Here is a 23,502-nt window from a genome sequence, read left to right on the forward strand (position 1 = left end):
TTATATAAAAGACTGTTTTAAGTAGACAAATAAAGGTTATTAAGGTACGAGATTTAATGGATAATGAAGATCCCTTGCAGCAGAAATGTTGCAAGGGATTGTTTTTTTGTTTTTTTTTAATGCCAATGAATGAATAAATAACAAAATATTTGCCCTTTCTACTTTTTTTTATTAAATTTGCACACGTAAAGAGTTAACTATAAAATAATTGAATAAAAATAGGAAGTGATATGAGATTAAGAAATCTTATCTTGATGGTTCTTGCTGTGATGTGTACATCCCAGGTGATGGCGCAGAGTAAACGTAATGTGCGTAAGCGCCCTGCTAAACGTACCGTCGTTAATAACACCAAGAAACCAGTTGACAAAACTAAGGACGCAAAGTTGCCTGTAGATTCTCAGGCTGTGGCTCCTGCTGCTCAAACTACGGCTGTTCCTGCTGCGGCTGTTCCTGCTGCGGCTGTTCCTGCTGCGGCAGCACCTGCTGGCTCTACAGCAACACCTGCTGCTGCTCCTGCGGCAACAACTCCGGCAACCGCTGCAGCAGCTGCAGCAACGACACCAGCAACTCCTGCCAATGCAGCTGGTGAGGCTTCATTGTTGCCACCGCCAGCTCCTGCTGTTCCTCAGGACCGTGTGGACACCATCTACTACAACAAGAATTGGAAGGTGATTACCAACAAGGCTTTCGCCAGCTATTATCGCTATGCTCTCTATCCAGCGAACCCAACCATGGCTAAGGAGTTCAAGACCTATTATATTGATGGTGCCTTGCAGAGTGAGGGCAGTTTCCTGGAACTCGACAAGAATGATGATGCCAACAGTAAGTTTACCGATACTTACATCTCTTATTACAAGGATGGCAATGTAGAGGAGAAGAAGACCTTTGTGGATGGCAAGCTGAACGGTGAATATTCCATCTATTTCAATAATGGCAACATCAATAAGCACTTCCTGATGAGCGAAGGCCGACGTGATGGACTTTCTGCCACTTTCACCGAGGATGGAAAGATCTGTACCCTCACCCCATACGTTTCCGACCAGCCGGATGGCTACTATGTGGTGGTTGACATCGATGGCAACTACTCCAAGTATTCGCTTGCCGACAAGCAGCCAGTGCTTGAAACTCCAAGTCCTTCGGAAATCGTTACGGAGTATAAGAACGGCGTGGCTTGGCCTTACTATAATAAGAATGGTCTTATCGTGGGTGCCAGCAACACCATAGTGGAAGACATCGGCGGTTATCGCCAGATTGGTCTGTTCCTCGTAAACAAGAGTATGATTAATCTCGACCTCGACCCTAGTCAGATAGAGATTTATTCCATCAAGAAGGACAAACGCAAGGAATTCGAGAAGATTTCTGCCCAGGAGTACAATGACAAGATCGAGAAATATGTGCGCCGCAATTCCATGATGCCGGCTGCCCGCAATAGCAATGTGAATACCAACCTGGGTGCCCAGTTCTCTAACTCTTCCAATACGGTGAAGGATTTCCAGGCCCGCATCTGCCGCATGCGCAAGCTGGATGATGGAACCCGCATGAAGTATGCCGAGAAGGAACCTACTAATTTGGGCTATCTGGAACGTACTACCATCCATCCGGGTGAGGTTGTCTATGGCTATATCTATACCGACGACCGCAAGGGAGTGGATCTCTTCGTAAAGGTGAAGATCAACGGTATCGACTACTTGTTTGAATGGGACGATAGTAAGAAGTAATCAGATACAATCAGATACAATCAGATATAGTCAGATACAATCAGATACAATCAGACCTAATCAGATGAAAACAAAGAAAATGATCAACTGCTTAATCAAGAGGTGCTCCTGTTTCGTAATGGGAGCACTTCTCGTTGCTGCCTGCCAGCGGCCAGCCGGTTCGGCAGAATCCGACGAGTATCGGGAGGCGTTGCGGAAGGTGGATGATTCCATTGCTGCACAGTCGCCACTGGCTCGCAAGTTGGTAGAACAGGGCTTGAAGGAGGCTGAGGACAGCTTTGCCTTCTATGAGTACTATTCCCGAATGGGCAAGTACTTCTGCCTGTCGTCAACACCCGATTCCATGGTTCCTTATATAGATAAGGTAATCCAGTTTGCCAAGCAGCAGCCCGAGTCGCCTCGCCGCAACAGTCTGCTTGCCTTTGCCTACAACACGCAGGCTGCCAACTACCACAACTTCCATAAGAAAGGAGATGAGGCGCTGGCACTCTATCTGGAAACCTATCGCCTGTCGCTGGCCAGCGATACCAAGGACCAGTCGCCTATGATATGTGCCAATGTGGGAGATGCCTATATTGCCCAGAACCAGTTGCCCGAGGCTGCCCAGTGGTATCGCCGTGCGCTGTTTCTGGTTGACTCGCTCAATTTGCCGAAGAAAGAAAATATCACCCTCTATCTGGGATTGGCTACCATCTACTTGCAACTCAACGATTTTGATACGTCGCTTCAGTATTATCAGCAGACTGAGAAGTATTTCAATCAGATGTCTGTAGCGATGCAAGCCTATTATTTGAACAACTACGGAAATTATTATTATTATTCTAAGGACTACAAGAATTCCCTTCGATTGTTTTTGCGCCTCAAGGATTTGCTGGAAAAGCGTGGCAAAACGGAGACCTTCGATATGTATCTCTGTAAACTCAATATGGCTGATGTCTATCTCAATCTGGACCAGTTGGCTGAGTCGGAGAAATATCTCGATGAGGTAGAGCCTTATATGCGTAAGAATGCAGACGACGTAGCGGTTTACTATTGTCACACCATCCGCATCGGACTGGCTGTGAAGAAGCATGATATGCAGGCAGTTTCCCGCATTCTGGATTCCGAGAAGAATATGCCTGTGATGCCCTTTTCCATGCGTCAGATTCGCAATCATTATCTCAGATTGTACTACAGGGCAATGGGAGATTACCGCCAGGCATACGAAAACCTGCGTGAAGATATGCAGCAGAACGATTCCCTGGAACACCGCCGCATCAACATGCGGGCATCCGAGGTGATGGAGCGATTCACACGAGATACCCTCAAGCTTCACCACGACCTGGCGATGGAGCATAAGAATGTGGAACTGCAGGAGGTGAAGATGTTTGCCATCGCTGCTGTTGCTGCCGTCTTGCTGATTATCATGTTCTTCATCATGAAGACGATTCAGAACCGTCGGCGCATGGAGACCAATAAGTTGCGTATCATGCAGCTCAGAATGGAGGCTGTGCGCAACCGCATCTCTCCTCATTTCGTCTTCAATGTGCTGAATAATAAGATTGTGCATTCGGGCAATGCCGAGGCGGATGAACTGATGCGCCTGTCGAAGCTGATTCGTGCCAACCTCGATATGTCGTGCCGACTGGATGTGAGCCTGGCTGAGGAGTTGGACTTCGTGAAGCAGTATGTGGAGGTAGAAAGACCTCTGGTAGATGGCAACTTCGAGTTCAAGCTTGAGGTGGCTCCGGATATCGACCTCGACAAGGTGCATGTGCCTTCCATGTTTGTACAGATATTGGTGGAGAATGCCCTGGTTCACGGATTGAGAGGATGGGAAGGCGAAAAGCGACTGCAGGTAAAGGTAGAACGCAGGCAGAAAGGCATGACATCCATCTCCGTCATCGACAACGGACCGGGTTTCGATATCCGAAGCACGGGTAAGAAGCGGACTGGACTGACGGTGCTCAGTCAGACCATTGCGATGATTAACGAGCGCAATCGCAGCAAGATGACCTTCTCTATGCGTAACCTCAAGGGTGAAGACGGAAAGGTGCTGGGCTGCGAATCCAGTTTCTGTATACCAGACGAGATTAATTTATCTATATAATATAATAAGATGTAAACTAAGGGGAATATGAAAATAGTTATTGTAGACGATGACAAGCAGGCGGCTTACGATTTGGAGGCTCGCCTGCTGAAGAGTTATAAGATTGAGGTGGCTGGTGTCGCCTTGAACGGTTTGGACGGATTGGCACTGGTCAACAAGCATCGTCCTGATGTGTTGTTTCTCGATGTGCAGTTGCCTGATATTTCAGGCTTGGATTTCCTTGACCGTATTGATGATTTTACGGATGGCGACTGTCGTGTGGTGATGTATACGGCATACGACAAGTTTGTCCTGCCTGCCTTTCGCAAGAAAGCCTTCGATGTGCTGCTCAAGCCGATAGACAATAAGGACTTGGCGCTGATTATGTGCCGACTGGAAGAGGCGGGCATCGAGAGCCTTCCATCCTCAGCCCGGGGCGTATCGCTTGACGAAAACGGCTTGAGCATCCAGAATCCGAAGGATGATAAGTTCCTGCTCTATACCAACAGCACAGACTTCAAACTGGTTGACAAGCGAGACATCGGTGTATTCAAGTATAATCACGAAGGTCGCTGCTGGGAGGTAGTGGTGGCAGGTGTTCCTGCTCCTGTCCGCCTGAAGCGCAATGTAAAGAGCGAGTCGCTGGCTGGTCTCGACAAGCAGTTTGTGCAGGTCAACCAGAAGTACATCATCAATATGGACTATCTGATAGAGGTGGTCGACAATGTCTGCCATTTCTATCCGCCGTTCGACAACATCGATTATGTGAAGGTGGGCCGCTTCTTTCGCAAGAAGTTTATCGAGCGTTTTTGCAGCCTGTAAATGCATATTTCCCCCTCGGATACCAACATATTGTATGAAAAAGGCCGGAAAAGTTTGAATTATGCATAAAAAAACGTCCAAGATGGTAGCAGTTAGCCAATTATTTCGTAACTTTGCACCCGCAAACTTATAAAAATAATAAAAGAAGAATGGCTAATTTGAGATTTGAGGTTGTAGCCGAGGCCTTTAAGAAAAGACCTGTAGAGGTGAAGACTCCCAAGGTGCGCCCTTCGGAGTACTTCGCCAAGTATGTATTCAACCGCCAGAAGATGTACAAGTATCTGCCATCTGATGTGTACGAGAAACTCATCGATGTAATAGATAATGGTACTCGTCTGGACCGTTCCATCGCTGATGCCGTGGCTGCCGGCATGAAGCTCTGGGCTGAGGAAAACGGGGTAACGCATTATACGCACTGGTTTCAGCCATTGACCGAGGGCACTGCCGAGAAGCACGATGCCTTTGTGGAGCATGACGGAAAGGGTGGTATGATTGAGGAGTTCTCTGGCAAGTTGCTGGTGCAGCAGGAGCCTGATGCCAGCTCGTTCCCTAATGGTGGTATCCGCAACACCTTCGAGGCTCGTGGCTATTCTGCATGGGATCCTACATCGCCTGTGTTCATCATCGACGATACCCTCTGTATCCCTACCATCTTTATTTCTTATACAGGTGAGGCTTTGGACTACAAGGCTCCATTGCTCCGCTCGCTCCATACCCTGAGTGAGGCGGCTACCGAGGTGTGCCACTATTTCTACCCACAGGTAAAGAAGGTGCAGACCAATCTCGGTTGGGAGCAGGAGTACTTCCTGGTAGATGAGAGCCTTTACTCGGCACGTCCCGACCTGATGCTCACGGGTCGTACCCTGATGGGACACGATTCAGCAAAGAACCAGCAGATGGACGACCATTATTTCGGAACCATCCCTGAGCGTGTGCAGGCTTTCATGAAGGATCTGGAAATCCAGGCACTTGAACTCGGCATCCCTTGCAAGACCCGCCATAACGAGGTGGCTCCAAACCAGTTTGAGTTGGCGCCTATCTATGAGGAGTGCAATCTTGCCGTTGACCATAACATGCTCCTCATGAGTTTGATGAAGCGTGTGGCACATAAGCACGGTTTCCGTGTTCTCTTGCACGAGAAGCCATTCGCTGGCGTCAACGGTTCGGGTAAGCACAACAACTGGAGCCTCTGCACCGATACTGGCGTACTGCTGCATGCAGCAGGCAAGACTCCGGAGGATAACCTTCGCTTCGTAGTCTTCATCGTAGAGACCTTGATGGGTGTTTATAAGCACAATGGACTGTTGAAGGCTTCTATCATGAGTGCTACCAATGCGCATCGACTTGGAGCCAATGAGGCACCTCCAGCCATCATCTCTTCATTCCTGGGCAAGCAGCTCACCGATTTGCTCGACCATATCGAGAAGGCTGATAAGGAAGAACTCTTCGCTCTTGCCGGCAAGAAGGGTATGGAGCTGGATATCCCTGAGATTCCAGAGCTGATGATTGATAACACCGACCGCAACCGTACCTCACCATTCGCCTTCACCGGCAACCGTTTCGAGTTCCGTGCCGTAGGTTCAGAGGCCAACTGCGCATCTTCTCTCATCGTATTGAATGCTGCCGTAGCTGAGGCGCTCGAAGACTTCAAGGCTCGTGTAGATGCCTTGATAGCCAAGGGCGAGGACCAGACTTCGGCTATCATCGACATCGTAAGAGAGGATATCAAGACCTGCAAGCCTATCCGCTTCGATGGCAATGGCTATTCTGATGAGTGGAAGGAAGAGGCTCAGAAGCGTGGCTTGGATTGCGAGGCATCCTGCCCAGTGGTCTTCGACCGTTATCTGGACAAGGAGAGCATCGAGATGTTTGCCAAGACCAATGTGATGAGCGAGAGCGAGCTGAAGGCGCGCAACGAGGTGAAGTGGGAGACCTATACCAAGAAGATTCAGATTGAGGCTCGTGTGATGGGCGACCTGACCATGAACCACATCATCCCTGTGGCTACCCACTATCAGAGCCGTCTGGCGAAGAACGTAGAGGGCATGATCCACATTTTCGGTGGCGAGGAAGGCAAGAAGTTGACAGCCCGTAACGTGAAGATTATCCGTGAGATTGCCGAGCGCACCGAGTCGATAGAGCGTGGTGTAGAGGCTTTGGTAGATGCCCGCAAGGTGGCGAACAAGATAGAGAGCGAGCGCGAAAAGGCTGTAGCCTATCATGACACGGTGGCTCCAAAGATGGAGGAAATCCGTTATCAGATAGACAAGCTCGAGCTTCTCGTAGCCGATGAACTTTGGACCTTGCCAAAGTATCGTGAGCTGCTGTTCATCAGATAATATTTCCTGGATTAGGAATTGAGATAATAAAAAAAGAGTGCATTGTTTGTTACAGTGCACTCTTTTTTTATTATCTTTGTCATTTTATGACTTCATATTGCTTTAATATGATTTCATATTACTTCACAACAACCTTGATGGTCTGGCCATTTGAAAGCTTCACGAGGTTGATACCCTTTGTTGGAGCATTCAACTTCTGACCATCGATGGTGTAGCGACCCACCTCTTTCACGTCATTCCAGTTGATAATGTTAGAAATGCCGGTAAGGTCACTGTCGCCAACTGCTACCATGTTGGTGTTATCTACCCACAAATCGTTCATGGCAGATGCAAGAGCAGTCTTGCCATCCTTCTCTGTCTCTTTCATAGGACGGCTTACGAACGCAATGATATGCATGTTCTGGCTCTTCCAAGCATCATCAAGCTCTACCTCATAGTCGTTCTCGTAACTGTTGCCGTTGGTCTGGAGAGCATCACCGAGTGTGCCGGTCACAATCTTGCGCAATACATGGTTGTGGGTGGTAGGCTTTGCCATGGTACCACCGGTGTTCTGCTTGCCTTTTACCTTATCCTCGGTGAGGTAGATGGTGAGGCGTGCATCGTCTCCAATCAGCTTCTGATATTGGTTGATCAGTTTACCCATTACCTTGATGCTCAGCTTGCCTGTTGTATCATCAAGTTTAGAGTCAATGCTGATGGTTGAGAATGATGGATAATATGCTGCAGACTCGTTGATGATTGTGTTGAGCATGCTAACAACATTGTCCTGGTCGCTTGCTTTCTGAGCAGCCATGTTCACTGTCAATGCCTTGTCGTAATTGATCACGTCATTGTCGTAGAAGTATCTGTTAAAGGCACCGGAACCATCTGATGGAGTAGAGTAGTTGGCCAACTTGTTAGCCTCTGGCACAGTGAATACATCTGATAATGTTTCTACAGATCCATCTTCGTTTACTTGCTGACGTTCTCCGTGGATAGAAACGATAGCAAGATCTTCGTCTTCACGAGCCTTGGCTGTCTTGGTGAGTACCTGGTCTGCAAAGTAGGTGTATTTTGACATTTGGCATGCATAGAACTCTACAAGGTTCTTGGTACGGTCGAAATTCTCCTTATAGACCTTGAAGTTGGTTGTCAATGTATCATTTTTCAATTCACCCTCTGGAGCCTTACCCTCGATTTCTACTGGGTAGATGGTAACCTTGTGGTCACCGGTGGTCCAGGCATCATCTACTTTAAGACGTACAGGGATGTTTGTATAATCTGCGTCAGTGATTTCCTTGTACTGATCAGCAGCTACATTGTCCTTGCTATAGGTGAAAGAGCCGATTCGCTTGCCGTCCATTTCCAGGGCGAACTTGGCATTTGTAATGTTGTCGCGACCTTCATTGTGGCATGTGAACGCCAATACCTGCTTATCGCCCTTCTTTGCAAATGGAACCGCAGCAATCTTGTCCATTACCAAATCGTGGAGAATGAAAGTACCATCCTCTTTTTCGATGATAAGCTGAATCATCAGGTTAGAACCATCGTATCCGGCAGAGATAGGCTCCCACTGCCATTTGGATTCATCGCGGCCATCTTCATAGATGTCACCAAAGGCGAGGAATCCATAAGGACCTACGTATGTACCAGAAGAGCCAATTGGCTTTTCTGACTCAACCTGCTCTGGTGTGTAATTGTAAAATGGCAACAACGCATAGAAATCCTTGGTATCGATGGTATATGGTTCATCAAACCAAACGTAGTTCCAATGCAATTGTGTGGTAGCAATCTCCTTCTCTGCAATGGCGTTGGTAACATTTCCCTTATCGTCAATCTTGCAGATGGTAACCTTACTGTTGCCGATAGGTGCTGTCAGGAAGAAGCGGGCACCTACAATCTTGCAGCCCTCATACTTCTTGAAGGCATCATTGTAGAAGATGGTACCCAGAGACAAAGTACCTTTGGCGCCCTTCATGCCTGATGGCCATACATAGCTCTCGTCGTAGCTATAGTTGATATAGCGCTGGTTTGCTTCCAATTCTCCGGCACGGGTTGCTATTTTCTTGGCTGCCTTCTGTGGAGTGGCAGTCTCTACCCATGTCTTGGCTGTTGCCTCCTTGTTGATGCGCTTCATACTCTGAGCGTTGGCAGACATTGTCATCAAGACAAGTGCTGCTGACATCAAGTAAATATTTCTCATTGTCTTGTTCTATTTATATTTTTATATTTATGATTCTAAAGGATATATCTGTTTACTTTTTATATATCTTTTTTACTGTACCGTCGGTGAACTTCACGATGTTGAGTCCTGAGAATGGTACGTCAGACTGAACGCCCTGGGCATTGTAATATGCTTTAACCTCCTTGTTGCCCAACTCGATGTTGCTGATGCCGGAAGTTGTGCCTTCTGATACGTATACCTCATCGATGAAGAATGCATCTGATGCGAAGGTAATCTTCACTCTGCCGTTGGCTGTAATCTTGGTTGTACATTCTGTCCACTGGTTTGGCATCAGGTTGAATGTGCCGTTTTCTACAGTTCCGTTGCTTACGCTTACGGTCATTGTCTTGCTTGACTGAGCGTAAGGAGCTGCCTTGAATGTAAGAGTTACATCGCCGTTGATCTTGATCTCAGGAGAGGTGAAGGTGATGTTGGTGGCATTTCGCTTACCTATGCGAGCACACTGGAAACCTCCCTTGTAGGTCTGTACATTAGATGTCCAGCCGTTCTTGTCTGATGCGAATGCACCATTGGCAAACTGGTTAGGGTTGCCGCTTGTATAGAAGCCCTTACCGTCGTTACCACCTGTACCCAGACACTTGTCAAATGTTTCCTGGAAGATATAATTCTCTTCTGTTGCAGTCTTGTTCAGGTTCTGGAAAGTGAAAGATGCCGTACCGTCTGCAGCGATAGCCATATCTGAAAGGATGATGTTCATCAACTTGGTGCCATCGGTGTTCAGATTATAAGATGTGCAGGCAGGAGTGGTGTTGTTTGCCAGGCGGTTCTTGTTGCCGTAAGGCCATGCATCATACTCCTCTGTCTTCTCGCTCTTCACGTTGTCGGCAGGAACGAAGGTCATACGCTCATGGTCGTTGACACCAGCCATCATGGAGTTTGGAATGTTGTAATTCCATGCCTTCAGGTTGTAGTCGATGTGGTTGATCATGATACCTGAACCAGCCAGGGCTGCATCCCAACCCTTCTGCTGACGGTTCTCTATCAGATAGTACTCATCGGCATGATTTGGATTTCTGAAGATGTAGGCATCACCACCATCAGCCAGAGGCTTGATTCCTGATACCGATGTGTTCTCCTTCAGCTCGATAGGGGTAATCCAGCCTGCGGCATACTTCTCGTAGGCGGTGTAGCCGGCAGGAGTAAAGCCGTTGTCATTATAGTTACCCTGGCACATCAAGTCCCAGGTACCCATACCATACAGGCCTGTATAGTTCACATCGTATGCATCCGGATAGCCCAGACAGTGAGAGAACTCGTGGCAGATGGTACCGATGCCATCCACTTCGTTAGATACAGAAAGCTCGTTGGAGCAGGCATAATCCACTACGGTCTTCTTGCCGCAGGCAACAGGAGAAACCATTCTTCCCTTGTGTGGCCAGATGGTGTCATCGCCACCGCCTGTAGCTTCGCCACGACCGGCATAGACTACGAATACCATCTCTACCTGACCGTCGCCGTCCCAGTCGTATGGTGCGAAGTCGATACCTTCAGCCACGGCGTTGCCCAGACAGCCTGAAATCATCGCCTGAACGTTCACGTCCTGTGCATCGCCATCGTTCTTGCCATAGTAAGCAGATTCACCAAGGGTGTAAGGACCCACTACGTCGAAATCCATCTCAAACTTGCCGTTGCTCTGCGCCTTGAAGTAATCAGCCACGCTACCCTTGAACTTACCCTCGCTGAAACCTGGCTCGTTGGCCACGCGGTTGTAGAAAGCCTTAGGGTCATCCATGGTGAACTTCTTGTCGGAGAACTGAGCCAGCAGGATGAGACACTTCTTCTTGCCGGTGTAGGAAACACCTCTTGTGATGCTGGTGCTGCCATTAGCGTTACCGGAAAGGAGGTTCTTCTTGATGATGTTCTCAGGACAAGCCTGCTGGCGCATCACTCTGCTGCGCTCCTGAAGCTGGGCCATGTTGGCTGGCTTCAAGCCATCTGAGGTGTCGTAAGAATAGCGGTTGCCTGCCTTGTCTTCCCAAAAGTGCAGGAACTCATCGCCACACAACTGAACTTGGACTGCCTGTCCGTTCTTGAGTGTAAAGGTCTTCCAAATGCCTCGCTTGGCTGGTACTGCATGGATAGCAGAAACCGCCAGCAACATAGACATGAGGACTAACAGTTTTTTCTTCATAAAACGTTTTATTAAAGTTGTCTTATAACTAATTTCTTTATCCGTTGACAAAGTTAAGCATAAAAATTGAGATTCAGCAGATTAGCTTACATTTTTTAAGCTACATTTGCTTTTCAAAATGTTCTTTTCCCCTCATCCTTTCAATTTGTAAGTTCGGAGGGATGAAATCTGCAAAAAAAGAGAGATAACCCAATGCTTCCATGTGTTATCTCTCTCTTTAATATATCAACTTAATGCTTTCACTTTATTTCACCTTTGTGAGCTTAATCTTCGTTACGCTGAAGAACTCATAGCCGGTAAAGGTTCCACCAGGGGTATAGATACCACCGAACAATACCTGGTCTTGGTCGAAGACAATCTCCTTGCAGTCCTCGCTCCATGTACCCTTGATAGGGGTTGAGGTGAGTTGACCATTTGACAGGTTGTGCAGCATGATGTTACCCATGAAGCCCAGATCCTTGGTGAAGTCGTAACCCTCGATGAAGTTATACTTGCCCAGGTTGTCGAATGCTACATAACCCTCCTTCTTATTCTCGTCATAGTGGAATGACAGACGTGCAGAAGAAGAGCTTACAGCCATACCTGTGAGATACAGAGTATTGTTGTAGTCGCCATCTGAATCGTCGCTAGCACCGATGATCTTCACTACACTCTCCATTGGTGCACCCTGGCGGCTTACACCAGTGAGCTTCCACTTACCCTGAAGCTTCTCGTAAATCTGAGAGTCATTATCTTTCAGTGAAACCTGGGTTGTTGCATTGCCAATCTTGGCACCCTTAGCTTCTACGATGGTAATCTCGAAGGTGCGGTCGGCGTTGATTTCATCATTATCTACAGGCTCTACCTCTACATAGCCGATGCTGTCTGAAATGCTGATGGTCTTGTCTGTAATATAATAATGTACGTCTTCCTTGGCAGGGTTGCTGCCCACTTCCTTCACTGCGAGGGTAACATACACATTACCGTTGGTCTTGCCCTTTACCTCGATAGGCACATTGGTCAGGCCCATATTCTCCTTGATGACCATGGTAGGATTCTTCATGCTTACTGTTACGTCAGCAGCAGAGTTCCAAGAGTCATCGTCGCTAGAGCAGGCACCGAAGAAGGTGACCACAGCCAGCAACATTAATAATTTGATGTATTTCATATTCAAATGAATTCTTGTTGATTACTACATTATTATATTAATAGCCTGGGTTCTGCTGACCAGCCAAGTGAGGGTTGGCATCCATCTCTGCCTTAGGGATAGGCCAGGTGAGGCGGTAGTCGTTTGCAGTATATTTCAATGCTCTGCCCTGCTTCACGATGATGTCGTTCAGCTCCTCGTTTTCGTCGTGGTTAGGTTTGCGCTCGAAACCCTCGCCGTAACGGCGGATGTCGCTCATGCGCATACCCTCGCCGATGAACTCACGCTCACGCTCTTCTTTTATTTCCTGGAGGAGAGTCTTCTGTACAGAATAGTTCTCTGCTACATAATCCACGATGCGGTTGCTGCGCAGAATGTTGAGATACTTGTTTGCCTCTTCCTTGTGGTCCTGGCGAGCTTCTGCCTCGGCTACGATGAGATACATCTCTGAGAGGCGGAATGGCTTGCTCATGTTCATGAGGTTGTTGTTGCTGCCTGTGCGGAGGTCTGAGTTTCCTGGGAACTTGTTGAAAACCATCGCCTCGTAGCTGTTACCCTCTACCTGCAGGTTGTCATACTGCTTCAGGAATACATCGGCACGAACATCACCCTCGAACTTCTCCCAAAAGAGTTTTAAGACGGCAGCTGTTGGAATGTAGTCTGCCTTGGTCTCCGACTCACTTACGTAGTATTCGCCGTTAGAACCACCCAACTCCTGTGCAGTCATCAGAGGGCGGAAGATGATTTCTGTACCCTCGTCCTTGGTCCAGAGCTTGGCATAGTCGTTGATGGTGGTCAACTTGTACTTGCCGCTGTTGATGACAGCCTTTGCATATTTAGCTGCATTGGCCCAGTCGCCCTTAACCAAGGCAACGCGAGCCTGGAGAGCCTGAACGGTCTGTGAATGGATGTAAGCCAGAGGCTGAGCCTCTTCCTTGGCAACCTTTACACCCGATTTCTCGTATGCTACCAAACCATCGTATGCCTTCTGCATATCTTCCTCAATCAGAGCGAAGGTCTCTGCCAGGGTAGAACGGCTAGGGTAGTCGTTGAGATTACCTGTTGGCTTATAGACAGTGGTCAGAGGCAGACCGCTTGCAGCCTTGGTTGGATCACACTGTGTATATGACTGGCAGAAGTGGTCTGCCAACCAGAAATACATGTAAGCACGAACGAAGTGTGCCTCGGCATTATAGTGAGCAAAGGCAATCTTGTCTGTCTCGCTGAAGGCATCGCTTGCCTGCATGTTAGCTGCACGTTCGATGATGGCATTGGCTGTGGCAATCATGGAATAACTGCCACTCCATTTGCTGGAAACGTCACCGTCGGTGATGGTGATCAAACCGTTTGAGAACTGACCGAGACGGTTACCGTTGCTGATCAGTCCGTGGAACTCGTCCATCTGTACATCTGACAGGTAAAGCCATGAACCAGATGTCACCGCACGCAGGTTGGTGTAGAGAGCGTTGCGGAATTGGCGAAGGTCCTTCTCCTTCTCGATGGCTGTGTTGTCATCCAGCGAACCGTATGGAGCCTTGTCCATGCTGCAGGATGTGAACGCCATCGCGCACAGAAGCATCAATGAAAAATATATCTTCTTCATAATTCTTTTCTAATAATACTTTTTGTTTAGAATGTTAACTCTGCACCAATCACAAACTGGCGGGTGTTTGGATAGTTGAACTGAACCAGGTTCTTGTCTGGCTCTGGATCGTAACCCTCGAATGAAGTGATGGTAAAGAGGTTGCGGGCGATACCGAACACCTTGATGTCCTTGATGTAACGGATGGTCTGCATCCAGCTCTTTGGCAACTGATACTGAACGGTCAGTGTCTTCATGCGCAGGAATGATGCATTGCTCAGCATGTGGTCGTCGATGTAGATATCGTAACCATAAGCTGGAATGTCAGTAACCTGACCTGGAGTAGTCCATACGTTCAGCATGTCTACGCTCTGGTTGTAAGAGGTACCCATGTTGGCATTCTTGATGAAGTAATTGTCGTTGACGAGCATGTACTTGCCCGACTGCCAAGCGAAGTCTGCGATGACGCTGAGGCCCTTCCATGTGAAGTTGGTGCCGAAACCGCCAATCCATGGTGCATAGCGGTTCTTGCCCAGGAACACAGAGTTGTTGGTCTCGTCGTATGTCTTGGTGATGTTGCCGTTCTTGTCGTACCACATAGGCTCACCGGTGCGTGAATCTACGCCAGCATAGCGTACATTGTAGAACTCACCGTAGGCATGACCCACCTGCAACTTCAGGCCAGTGCCTGAAAGCACGTATTCGTTGCGACCTGCAAACAGCTTTGTAATCTCGTTCTTGTTGTAGCAGATGTTGGCAGATACACTCCAGCTCATATCCTTGGTCTTGATGAGGTCAACGTTTACGGTTGTCTCGAAACCCTTGTTTACCATGTTACCGATGTTACCCATACCCGAGGTGAAACCTGTGGTCATAGAGTAAGGAATCTCCATCAGCATATCAGATGTTTCGTTGCGATAGAAGTTGGCATCCACGGTAACACGGTTGAACAAACCGAAGTTCAAACCGATGTTCAGCTTGCTCACCTTCTCCCAAGTCAACTTGTCGTTGCTTGCCTGGGTGATATCGATGGAACCTTCGCCGTTGTAGTTGCTGCCGGAACCGAAGAGTCCGTAGAAATCGTAAGAACCGGCACCTGAGTCATTACCGGTAGTACCATAGTTGGCGCTCACGGTCAGGTCGTCCAGCCATTTAACACCACGGAGGAAGCTTTCGCGCTTGGCATTCCACTTCAAGCCGAGGGAACCGAAGGTACCCCAACGGTGGTCTGGAGCAAACTTAGAGCTACCATCGAAACGGAGTGAAGCATATACGTAGTACTTCTCCTTGAAGTTATACTCGGCAGTACCGAAGAGAGAGTTGGCTACTTCCTCTGAACGGCTGTCAGTCTGGGCTGATGGAGTGATGGTTGTAGCTGTGTTCAGCAACATGCGGCGAACGTCGGTCTGACCAGTAGTTACGATACCGAAACCACGACCCTTCTGGATGCGGGTCTCCTCACCCAGCAGCAGGTTTACATAATGAGGACCGAAGTTATGACGGAACTCTGCTGTATGAGTCAATGTGTAAGCATAGTAGCGGCTGAAGTCTGAAGCAACACCACCGGTATGAGCATCAATCACCTGACCCATTGGGGTAGTGAACTGATCGTATGGGAGACTAGCTCTGTCTGATGTAAGGTCGTAGCCAAACATAGACTGCAGGGCTGTGAAAGTCAATCCCTCAAGAGGAGTGAACTGCTCGTTCAGCGACAGGTTGATGGTTACATTCTTGCGGTCCTGTTTTGTATTGGCTACAGTGAACCAAGGCAGCAGGAACTGAGAATAGAGAAGTCCGGCAGCGCGGTCGCCCTTTACCAGATTACCAGCCTCGTCGAAGCTATAATAATAAGGTGTATCGTATGGCAATGCCATCTTGGCAGCAACCAATGGGTTGGAAGCGTATGTCTTGCTGTTGTCAGCCCACATGCTGTTTTGGCTGTAGTCCTGAACACCGAAGTTAGAGCTGAAGCCCACCTTGAAGAACTTGTTCAGACGAGAGTTGATGCGGGCAGCCAATGTGCTGCGGCGCATGTTGGAAGCCTCAATCAAACCATCTTCCTGATGGTGGTTGAATGACACGAAATAGTTCATGGTCTGACCACCGCCCTGCAAGGTAGCGTTGATATCAGAAGTAGGAGCTGAGTTCTTGATCATCTCGTCGCGCCAGTCGGTGCTGATACCATACTTGTTTACCAGGTTGCGGATATTGTCGTTCACAGGCTGTCCGATCATGTCGCGGAACTGGATGTACTGCTGAGAGTTCATCATCTCTTCACCCTTGCTGGTAGCAGAAGAGATACCATACTGTGCCTTTACGGTGAGCTGAACCGACTCGTTGTACTTAGCCTGCTTGGTAGTGATGACAATAACACCGTTGGCAGCACGCGAACCATAGATAGAGGTAGACGCAGCATCCTTCAACACGGTGATGTTGGCAATGTCTGATGGGTTCAATGTGCTGAAGAAGCTAGCAGTGATAGGAGAACCATCGAGGATGAACAGAGGCTGGTTAGAAGAACCGATAGAGTTGACACCACGCAGACGGATCTGTGCAGCCTGTGAAGGGTCACCGGCAGATGACAGAACAGACAAACCAGATACCTGACCGGCGAGCGCATCAGTAAAGTTAGGGGTTACGACCGTTTCCAACTTCTTTTCTCCGATGTTGGAAATAGCGCCAACTACAGATCCCAACTTCTTGGCAGCACCGTAACCGGTGATGATAACCTGCTCAAGTACATGTGTGTCAGGATCCAAAACAACCTGCATCTTTTCAGATGCCTTCAATTTCTTGGTCACCATGCCGATATAGCTGAATTCCAGCTCGGCCTTGTTGCTCTCTAAATCAAGAGCGAAGTTACCGTCGATGTCGGTCACTGTACCAGAAGTAGTACCCACAATCTTTACAGATGCACCGATAATCGGTGAACCGTCTTCAGAAGAGGTAACTACACCAGAAACGTGAGTTTGTGCCAGCGCCATTCCCAAATTCAGGAAGACGCAAGCAATAAACATCATGAGTCTTTTTTCCATAGATCTCTTTTTTTCTTTTTATTGTTATTACTTACTATTTTTAACTTTAAAGTGTATTCTACTAATTTTTTTCGTCATTTTTAGCCCCTGATAGAAGGGGTGTCCCTGAAATCGGTGCAAAATTAAGCAAAATTTATCTTTCTTCCAAATGTTTTTGAGAAAATATAAAATAAATGGCTATATTTTCGGATAACTTGACGTTTTGTAAACCAAAAAAGGGTGAAATTTGCTATTTTTTATATTCATTAATGTATTTTTGTTAGTAAATGTTAGTTTTATGCAGTTTTTATGCAAAAATTCTTGTGAGTTTCAATATAAATTATTATCTTTGCCGCCAAAATGGAGGAAGATTAACGCTCATAGGGCGTGATGAGTTACGGATAATAAATTTAAATATTATAATTTTAAAAGTCGAAAGTATGAGAAAAGTTTTACTTTTTGCGACAGCATTGTGCCTTTCTTCAGCAGCAATGGCACAGACATCAATTGAATCTGCTCTCGATGCCCAGAAGGGTGAGAATACCTATAAGGTAGAGAGCAGTGAGGCTAAGAACACTTATTGGAAGTTTACAGCAGACAAGAACTATCTTGCCAAGGTATCTCCATTGTCTGGATCAAGCAATGTTCCTACTGTATTTACATCGGTAGAAGGAACAGATTCACTCACCCTGGGTGGTGCGGGCTTGAAGTATCCTTCTAAAGCGTATGCCTTGGAAAAGGGTAAGACCTACTACTTCATCATGAACATGACGGGTGAGTCGGGCTTCAACCTCGACTTGTCTGAGATGTCTTCTTATGGCAAGGGTCTCTCTCAGGACAATCCTGCCGAGTTGAAGGTAGGTGAGGAGTTGTTCCTGGGTAATCCGCTGGGTGTTCAGTATGAGAACACTACTGCCTATGTTACCTATACAGCCGAGAAGACTGCGCAGCTTCAGCTCGCTTTCTCAAGCTATGTTTCAGGTGCCAATGTGAATGGTAATGATGTTTCTACAGTCTATGACCAGACTACAGGCGGATATGTGCTGAAAGTAAGCGTAGAGAAGGGTAAGACTTATACCATCGCACTGAATCTTCAGGGTAGTGTCGTTGCAAACTCTAAGCTCGTAGAGGTGAAGGCTGGTTCTCTTGAGATGCCATTCGTTTTGAACGAGGGTGAGAACAAGGTGCCTGTTGAGAAGGGCGACTATTACTTTACTTATACTCCTACCAAGACGGGTTATCTGAACATCTCCAGCGATGCTGTGCTTGCTGGCGGTCAGGTAAAGGTATATTCCAACTTGAACAATATCACCTATCAGGAGGTAGCGGCTTCTTCTGAGCCTGGTACCTATAATGTTCGCGTTGAGATTCCTTATACAGGTACTACCTATTATATTGTAGTGAACAAGTTGCAGGATTCTGATGCCGAGGATGTAATCAAGGCAGAAATGCAGGAATACCAGCCAGGTGAGACTGTGAATACAGCCTTCGAATTGACTGAACTCCCTGTAGAGAAGACTTTGCCTAGTGCCAAGGGTACCTATTATTATAAGCTCACGGTTCCTGCCAACACAGAGAAATTTGTTACGGTTGAGACTGATGCCAATCTCGATGCAGCTACATCTATCATCTTCTACAACCAGCAGAATGGCGAGTATGGTGCTGCTACAGTAAAGGATGGCTTGCTGAAGACCTTCGTTGGTGGCCAGTCTTACGATATTACTTACATCCTGAAGGTTACAGCCAATGAGGATAATCCATTGGCATTCAAGGTTTCATATCTGGATGTAGAGAAGGGCTCTCTTGCAACAAACCCAGCTGAAGCTGTGGAGGGTGAAAACGAAATCACCGTAGAGGGCACAGAATACTTCAAATATACAGCTACCAAGAATGGCAAGCTCAATGTGGAGGTTGAACCAGGTGTTACCGTCAGCTTCCCTAGAGGTACAGGCATGTATGATGGTGAATACACTGCCATCAACAAGGGTACCGACTTCTTTATCGAGGCTACTGCCGGAACCACTTATCTGATTAAGGTATCTGGTGCAGCCAAGGGTACAACCATGTATCTGGAAGAGAAGGAGTTCTCTGCCGGTGAGTCTCGCACCAACCCTATCGTCATGGAGGATGATGAATATACATTCACCAAGGCAGGTGCTGCTGACCTCTGGTTGCAGTATAACGTAACTGAGGATGGTGTTCTCGACTTCGCCTGCGACCAAGGCTATAATGGTGGCAGCGACCGCATCGAAGTCTTCAAGAATGAGGAGCCATACGGAACTACCATGATGGGTACTGAGAACTTTGGTAGTGTTTCAGTCACCGTATATAAGGGTAAGGTTATCGTTAGCAAGGGCGATAAGCTCTATATCCACTGCGTTATCGCAGGTAAGGTTACCGGTAGCAAGATCAAGTTTACCAAGCATGAGGCTGAGCCAGGTGAAACTGTAACCAATCCATTGGTTATCACCAAGGGTAAGACCGTAACCATTACAGGTGCTTCTCGCAGTACTCCTGTATGGATGAAGGCTTCACTCCCAGCAGGCAAGACCACCTTCCGCCTGAGCGACTATATGATGACTACCCTCTACAACAGTCTGGAGGATGCCAAGAATGGCGCCAATGCCGAGGAGATAAGAGCTGATTACGTAACGCTTCCTGACGGATCATACGTTCGTGAGTTTACCAAGGAGATGGCAGCAGCTGGCGATGTTTACTTCCAGTTTGTTGATTCCTATGGTGCTACCGACTTCACCTGGTTGAGTGATGAGGCTACAGGCATCTGGAACATCGAGGCAGCTGGCGACAGCAAGGTATCTATCTTCAAGATGGACGGTACCCAGGTGAACCAGATTTCAGGCAATGGTGTATACATCATCAAGTCTAACGGTAAGACCAAGAAGATTGTTGTCAAGAAGTAATGGGTCATAGTGTGATAAGACAAAACATTATATAATAAAGGTGCAAGTGGGGTGTGAAAACTCCGCCTGCGCCCTTTTTCGTCAAAATATCACCTGCTTTCAACCTGTTATTTCTATCAGGAAAAGAGAAAAGAATTAAGTAATTATTATATTTATACACATTAAAAAACGAGAAAACTATGAGAGGTCTCAAAAGACTGCTTTTGGCTTCCGTCTTGTGTGCGGGATATACCCAGGCCACCTGGGCTATCAAGGCATATCCCCATCCAATCACGATGCGGCAGCCTGACGGCACCACCTTGTTGGTAAGAATACAAGGTGATGAGAATTTCCACTTCGTTACTACCACGGATGGATTTCTCCTGAACAAGGACAAGAAGGGTTATTTCTGTTACGTGGATTACGACTGGAAAACCCAGAAGAAAGTGATGACCAGGCAGAGAGCCCACAATGTGGATGCGCGATCTGAAAAGGAGAAGAAACTCCTGGAGTCATTGACCAGTGCGAAAGATGCCACTGCCGACATCTTGAGCAAAACCCCTATCATGAAGAAGGCGCCTAACAAGTTCCTGAGCCGCCGCATCGTTGCTCCCCGCAAGTATGCTGCCGAAACAAGAACCGGAGAGGCTGCTGTCAAGGAATCGCAGTATCTGGTGGTCCTGGTTAACTTCCAGGATAGCGTGCTTCGACACACCCAGCAGGACTTCGACCACTGGCTGAACCAGCCTGGCTACAGCGAGAACGGCGGTACGGGTAGTGTGAAGGATTACTACCGCGACAATTCCATGGGTCAGTTTATCCCTAACTTCAAGGTAGTGGGTCCATACACCCTTTCCAAGCCAACAGCTTACTATGGTGGCAACAGCAGCAGTACCAGCGGTACTGATACCAACCCACGCGACATGGTGAAGGAGGCTGTGGAACTCGCCAAGAAGAACAATCCTGATCTGGATTTCCGCCAGTTTGATAACGATGGCGATGGCATCATGGACAACTGCTACGTAATCTATGCCGGTTACAGCGAGGCAAGTACTGCCAATGGTGATGACATCTGGCCACACAGCTGGTATCTGGACGATAACACCACCATCGATGGTATCTTGATTCACGACTATTCCTGCTCTGCCGAGCTGGTAGGTATGCCAGGTGCTCCTGTAGTTCCATCTATGGATGGTATCGGAACCTTCACCCATGAGTTCGGTCATGTGCTGGGTCTCAAGGATATGTACGACACCGATGATACCAGCAATGGTAAGGGTATCGACCCGGGTGCCTACAGCCTTTATGCCTCTGGCAGCTACAACAACGATAGCCGTACTCCTCCTTGCCTGATGGCATTCGAGCGTATGCAGATGGGCTGGATGAAGGAAGGCGAGGACATCGTAGAGGTGAAGAACCCTGAGGATGTTACCCTGACTTCTATCGCCGACAACAAGGCACGCTTCATCAACTGCCAGCCAGACCGTACCCCAGGTACAGGTATGGAATGGTTCATCCTGGAAAACCGTCAGAAGACAGGTTGGGACAAGTATATCCCGGGTCATGGTCTGCTCATCACTCATTACGACTATACCGATGAGATGAAGAAAGACTGGTGGGATATCAACGGACCAAACAACAGTGCCAAGCATCGCTGCATGTATATCGTGCCAGCCGACGGCATCGACAACGAGGTGACCCGTAGCGGCGATACCTATCCAGGTAAATCAGCCAATACATCTTTCACCGACACCACCACCCCTAATTCCCTGAATTGGGCGAAGGAACCGGTTAACGTGCCTATCACCAATATCATGGAGCAGGACGGCAACGTGATGTTCCAGGTTAATGGCGGTACCAGCAAGTGGAACTTCATCAAGACACTTGTGCCTGAGATGATTTACGATACCAAGGCCACTTTCAAGGCAAACATCGAAAGCAACAAGGTAGATGTGGATGAGGTAGGCTTCTGCTGGAAGGAAGGTGCTTCTGCCGACCCAACCCTCACCGATGGCGTGAGCGCAGCAGGCAAGGTAGAGAATATCAAGGATGCTTCTTTCACAGCCAAGGACTTGCAGCCAGGAACCACCTACAGCGTACGTTCTTACATGAAGATGAGCGATGGCAGCGTAGTATATGGTTCACCGGTTCCATTCACCACCGAGTGGGCATACGCCAACGTAACCCTGGATACTCCATTCTACGGAAACTTCCTGAGCTGGACAGACGGCAACCCTGACGGATGGCAGATTATCGACCACAATGGCGATGGTACCACCTGGTATCAGGACGAGGGTGCCCAGGCCGTTCACTATTCTCTGAACTATTGGAACGATGCAGATGATTATCTCATCAGCCGTCGCCGCTTCCACGTGCCAGAGAAGGGCGTGATGTTCTTCACCCGTGGTGTGACAGAAGAGAAAGGCGTTGAAGACCTGGAGGTATTGGTTTCTACCAAGACCAACGATCTGAACGATTTCCACCTAGTGAAGCGTTTCTCTTTTGCCGATTACTTCGGTGCTCAGCATGCTGAGGAGGTAGATTTGAGCCAGTTTGCCGGAAAGGATATCTATGTAGCCTTCCGTGTCTGCTCAGAGAGAATGCAGAACGACCTCTGGTTGTGGAACGTGATGGTAACCCAGAAGCTCGGTACTCCTAAGGACGTGAAGCTGGAGAGAACCAGCGAGAGCGTGCTTACTGCATCATGGAGCCCTGTGGAAGGTGCTGATAATTACTATCTCTGCCTCAGTAGAGAGACCAATAAGACCAACTTGCAGACCGTGTTCACCCCAATGGATTTCTATCAGAATGTAGAGGGTGATGTAGTTCTGGGCACAGGTTCTATCCAGTTCCGCAGCAATGGTTCTGTTACCCTGAAGGATTGTCCTGACGGCATCAAGGACTGCAAGTTCATCGTCACAGCATCCGGTCCGCTCGGTTCTTCTGAGTTGAGCATCGAGGGTACTGAGGATGGCAAGACATGGAATGCCGTGGGTTCCAAGATTACCCTGAAGGAATATGATTCAGAAGGTCAGGAAGAGGATTACTCTACCTATCTGGAGAACAAGAAGTACAGACAGCTGCGCTTCAAGTTCAAGAATGGCGGTAGAAATGGCCGTATCAAGTATCTCACACTTACCTACAACGACGGTAAGGTTTATGAGGACTTGGCAGCCGGTTCTGTGCCAACCAACGTGATTCCTATTACCAACAAGGAAGACGGCGAGTATGATGAGGGCAAGTACCGTGTTTGGGTAGCTTCAGGTAAGGGCAACCTTTACTACGATGAGTCTGCACCTGTTTACTACCAGGCAAATACCTCTACAGGCATCCACGATGTCATCGAGGGTACCGGCTTCGGCATCAGCGTGAACGGTGGCAATATCCAGGTAGATGGCATCAAGGCAGGCTACACCGTGACCTGTACATCTGCTGCAGGTATTCAGCTCTATACCGCTGAGGCTCGCTCTGGCAGTCTGAACTTCCAGGTTCCTGCAGGCACCGGCATGGCTATCATCAGCGTAAGTGGCGAGGGCAAGACCCATCGCAGCAAGATTATCATCAAGTAATAAATAATA

At 48.0% G+C, this 23,502-nt stretch carries 11 protein-coding genes; 6 read left to right on the forward strand and 5 right to left on the reverse strand.

Annotated features, from left to right (window positions below):
• Window positions 1–230 precede the first annotated feature (230 nt).
• The 4 genes from KUA49_RS02525 (at window position 231) to KUA49_RS02540 (ending at window position 6,947) form a co-directional block, all read left to right on the forward strand.
• Window positions 231–1,718, forward strand: a complete 1,488-nt coding sequence (locus KUA49_RS02525) for a toxin-antitoxin system YwqK family antitoxin (protein WP_218412997.1) — start codon at window positions 231–233, stop codon at window positions 1,716–1,718.
• A 64-nt stretch (window positions 1,719–1,782) separates the two neighbouring features.
• On the forward strand, window positions 1,783–3,807 hold the full coding sequence (locus KUA49_RS02530) for a histidine kinase (RefSeq protein ID WP_218412996.1): 2,025 nt from the start codon (window positions 1,783–1,785) through the stop codon (window positions 3,805–3,807).
• Between the two features lie 27 nt (window positions 3,808–3,834).
• Window positions 3,835–4,608, forward strand: coding sequence for a LytR/AlgR family response regulator transcription factor (locus tag KUA49_RS02535; protein WP_218412995.1), 774 nt, complete (start codon window positions 3,835–3,837; stop codon window positions 4,606–4,608).
• A gap of 149 nt (window positions 4,609–4,757) precedes the next feature.
• Window positions 4,758–6,947, forward strand: coding sequence for a glutamine synthetase III (locus KUA49_RS02540; RefSeq protein ID WP_203041660.1), 2,190 nt, complete (start codon window positions 4,758–4,760; stop codon window positions 6,945–6,947).
• A gap of 118 nt (window positions 6,948–7,065) precedes the next feature.
• Here KUA49_RS02540 and KUA49_RS02545 read toward each other — a convergent pair whose 3' ends face one another.
• From KUA49_RS02545 to KUA49_RS02565, 5 genes are all read right to left on the reverse strand, one after another.
• The gene (locus KUA49_RS02545; RefSeq protein WP_218412994.1) at window positions 7,066–9,129 is read right to left on the reverse strand and encodes an Omp28-related outer membrane protein; all 2,064 of its coding nucleotides are present in this window, start codon (window positions 9,127–9,129) and stop codon (window positions 7,066–7,068) included.
• Window positions 9,130–9,181: 52 nt separating this feature from the next.
• Window positions 9,182–11,302, reverse strand: a complete 2,121-nt coding sequence (locus tag KUA49_RS02550) for a M6 family metalloprotease domain-containing protein (protein WP_218412993.1) — start codon at window positions 11,300–11,302, stop codon at window positions 9,182–9,184.
• Between the two features lie 244 nt (window positions 11,303–11,546).
• The gene (locus KUA49_RS02555; RefSeq protein ID WP_218412992.1) at window positions 11,547–12,449 is read right to left on the reverse strand and encodes a hypothetical protein; all 903 of its coding nucleotides are present in this window, start codon (window positions 12,447–12,449) and stop codon (window positions 11,547–11,549) included.
• A 37-nt stretch (window positions 12,450–12,486) separates the two neighbouring features.
• Entirely contained in the window at window positions 12,487–14,031 is a 1,545-nt protein-coding gene (locus tag KUA49_RS02560) for a RagB/SusD family nutrient uptake outer membrane protein (RefSeq protein ID WP_218412991.1), read from the reverse strand.
• A gap of 26 nt (window positions 14,032–14,057) precedes the next feature.
• Complete coding sequence (locus KUA49_RS02565; RefSeq protein WP_218412990.1) at window positions 14,058–17,045, reverse strand: SusC/RagA family TonB-linked outer membrane protein; 2,988 nt, start codon at window positions 17,043–17,045, stop codon at window positions 14,058–14,060.
• A gap of 419 nt (window positions 17,046–17,464) precedes the next feature.
• Here KUA49_RS02565 and KUA49_RS02570 point away from each other — a divergent pair, with 419 nt between their 5' ends.
• Together KUA49_RS02570 and KUA49_RS02575 are read left to right on the forward strand one after the other, a co-directional pair.
• Window positions 17,465–19,945, forward strand: coding sequence for a hypothetical protein (locus KUA49_RS02570; protein WP_318331663.1), 2,481 nt, complete (start codon window positions 17,465–17,467; stop codon window positions 19,943–19,945).
• A 179-nt stretch (window positions 19,946–20,124) separates the two neighbouring features.
• The gene (locus tag KUA49_RS02575; protein ID WP_218412988.1) at window positions 20,125–23,493 is read left to right on the forward strand and encodes a M6 family metalloprotease domain-containing protein; all 3,369 of its coding nucleotides are present in this window, start codon (window positions 20,125–20,127) and stop codon (window positions 23,491–23,493) included.
• The last annotated feature ends 9 nt before the right edge of the window (window positions 23,494–23,502 follow it).

Source organism: Segatella copri (genome assembly GCF_019249655.2).
GTDB lineage: Bacteria > Bacteroidota > Bacteroidia > Bacteroidales > Bacteroidaceae > Prevotella.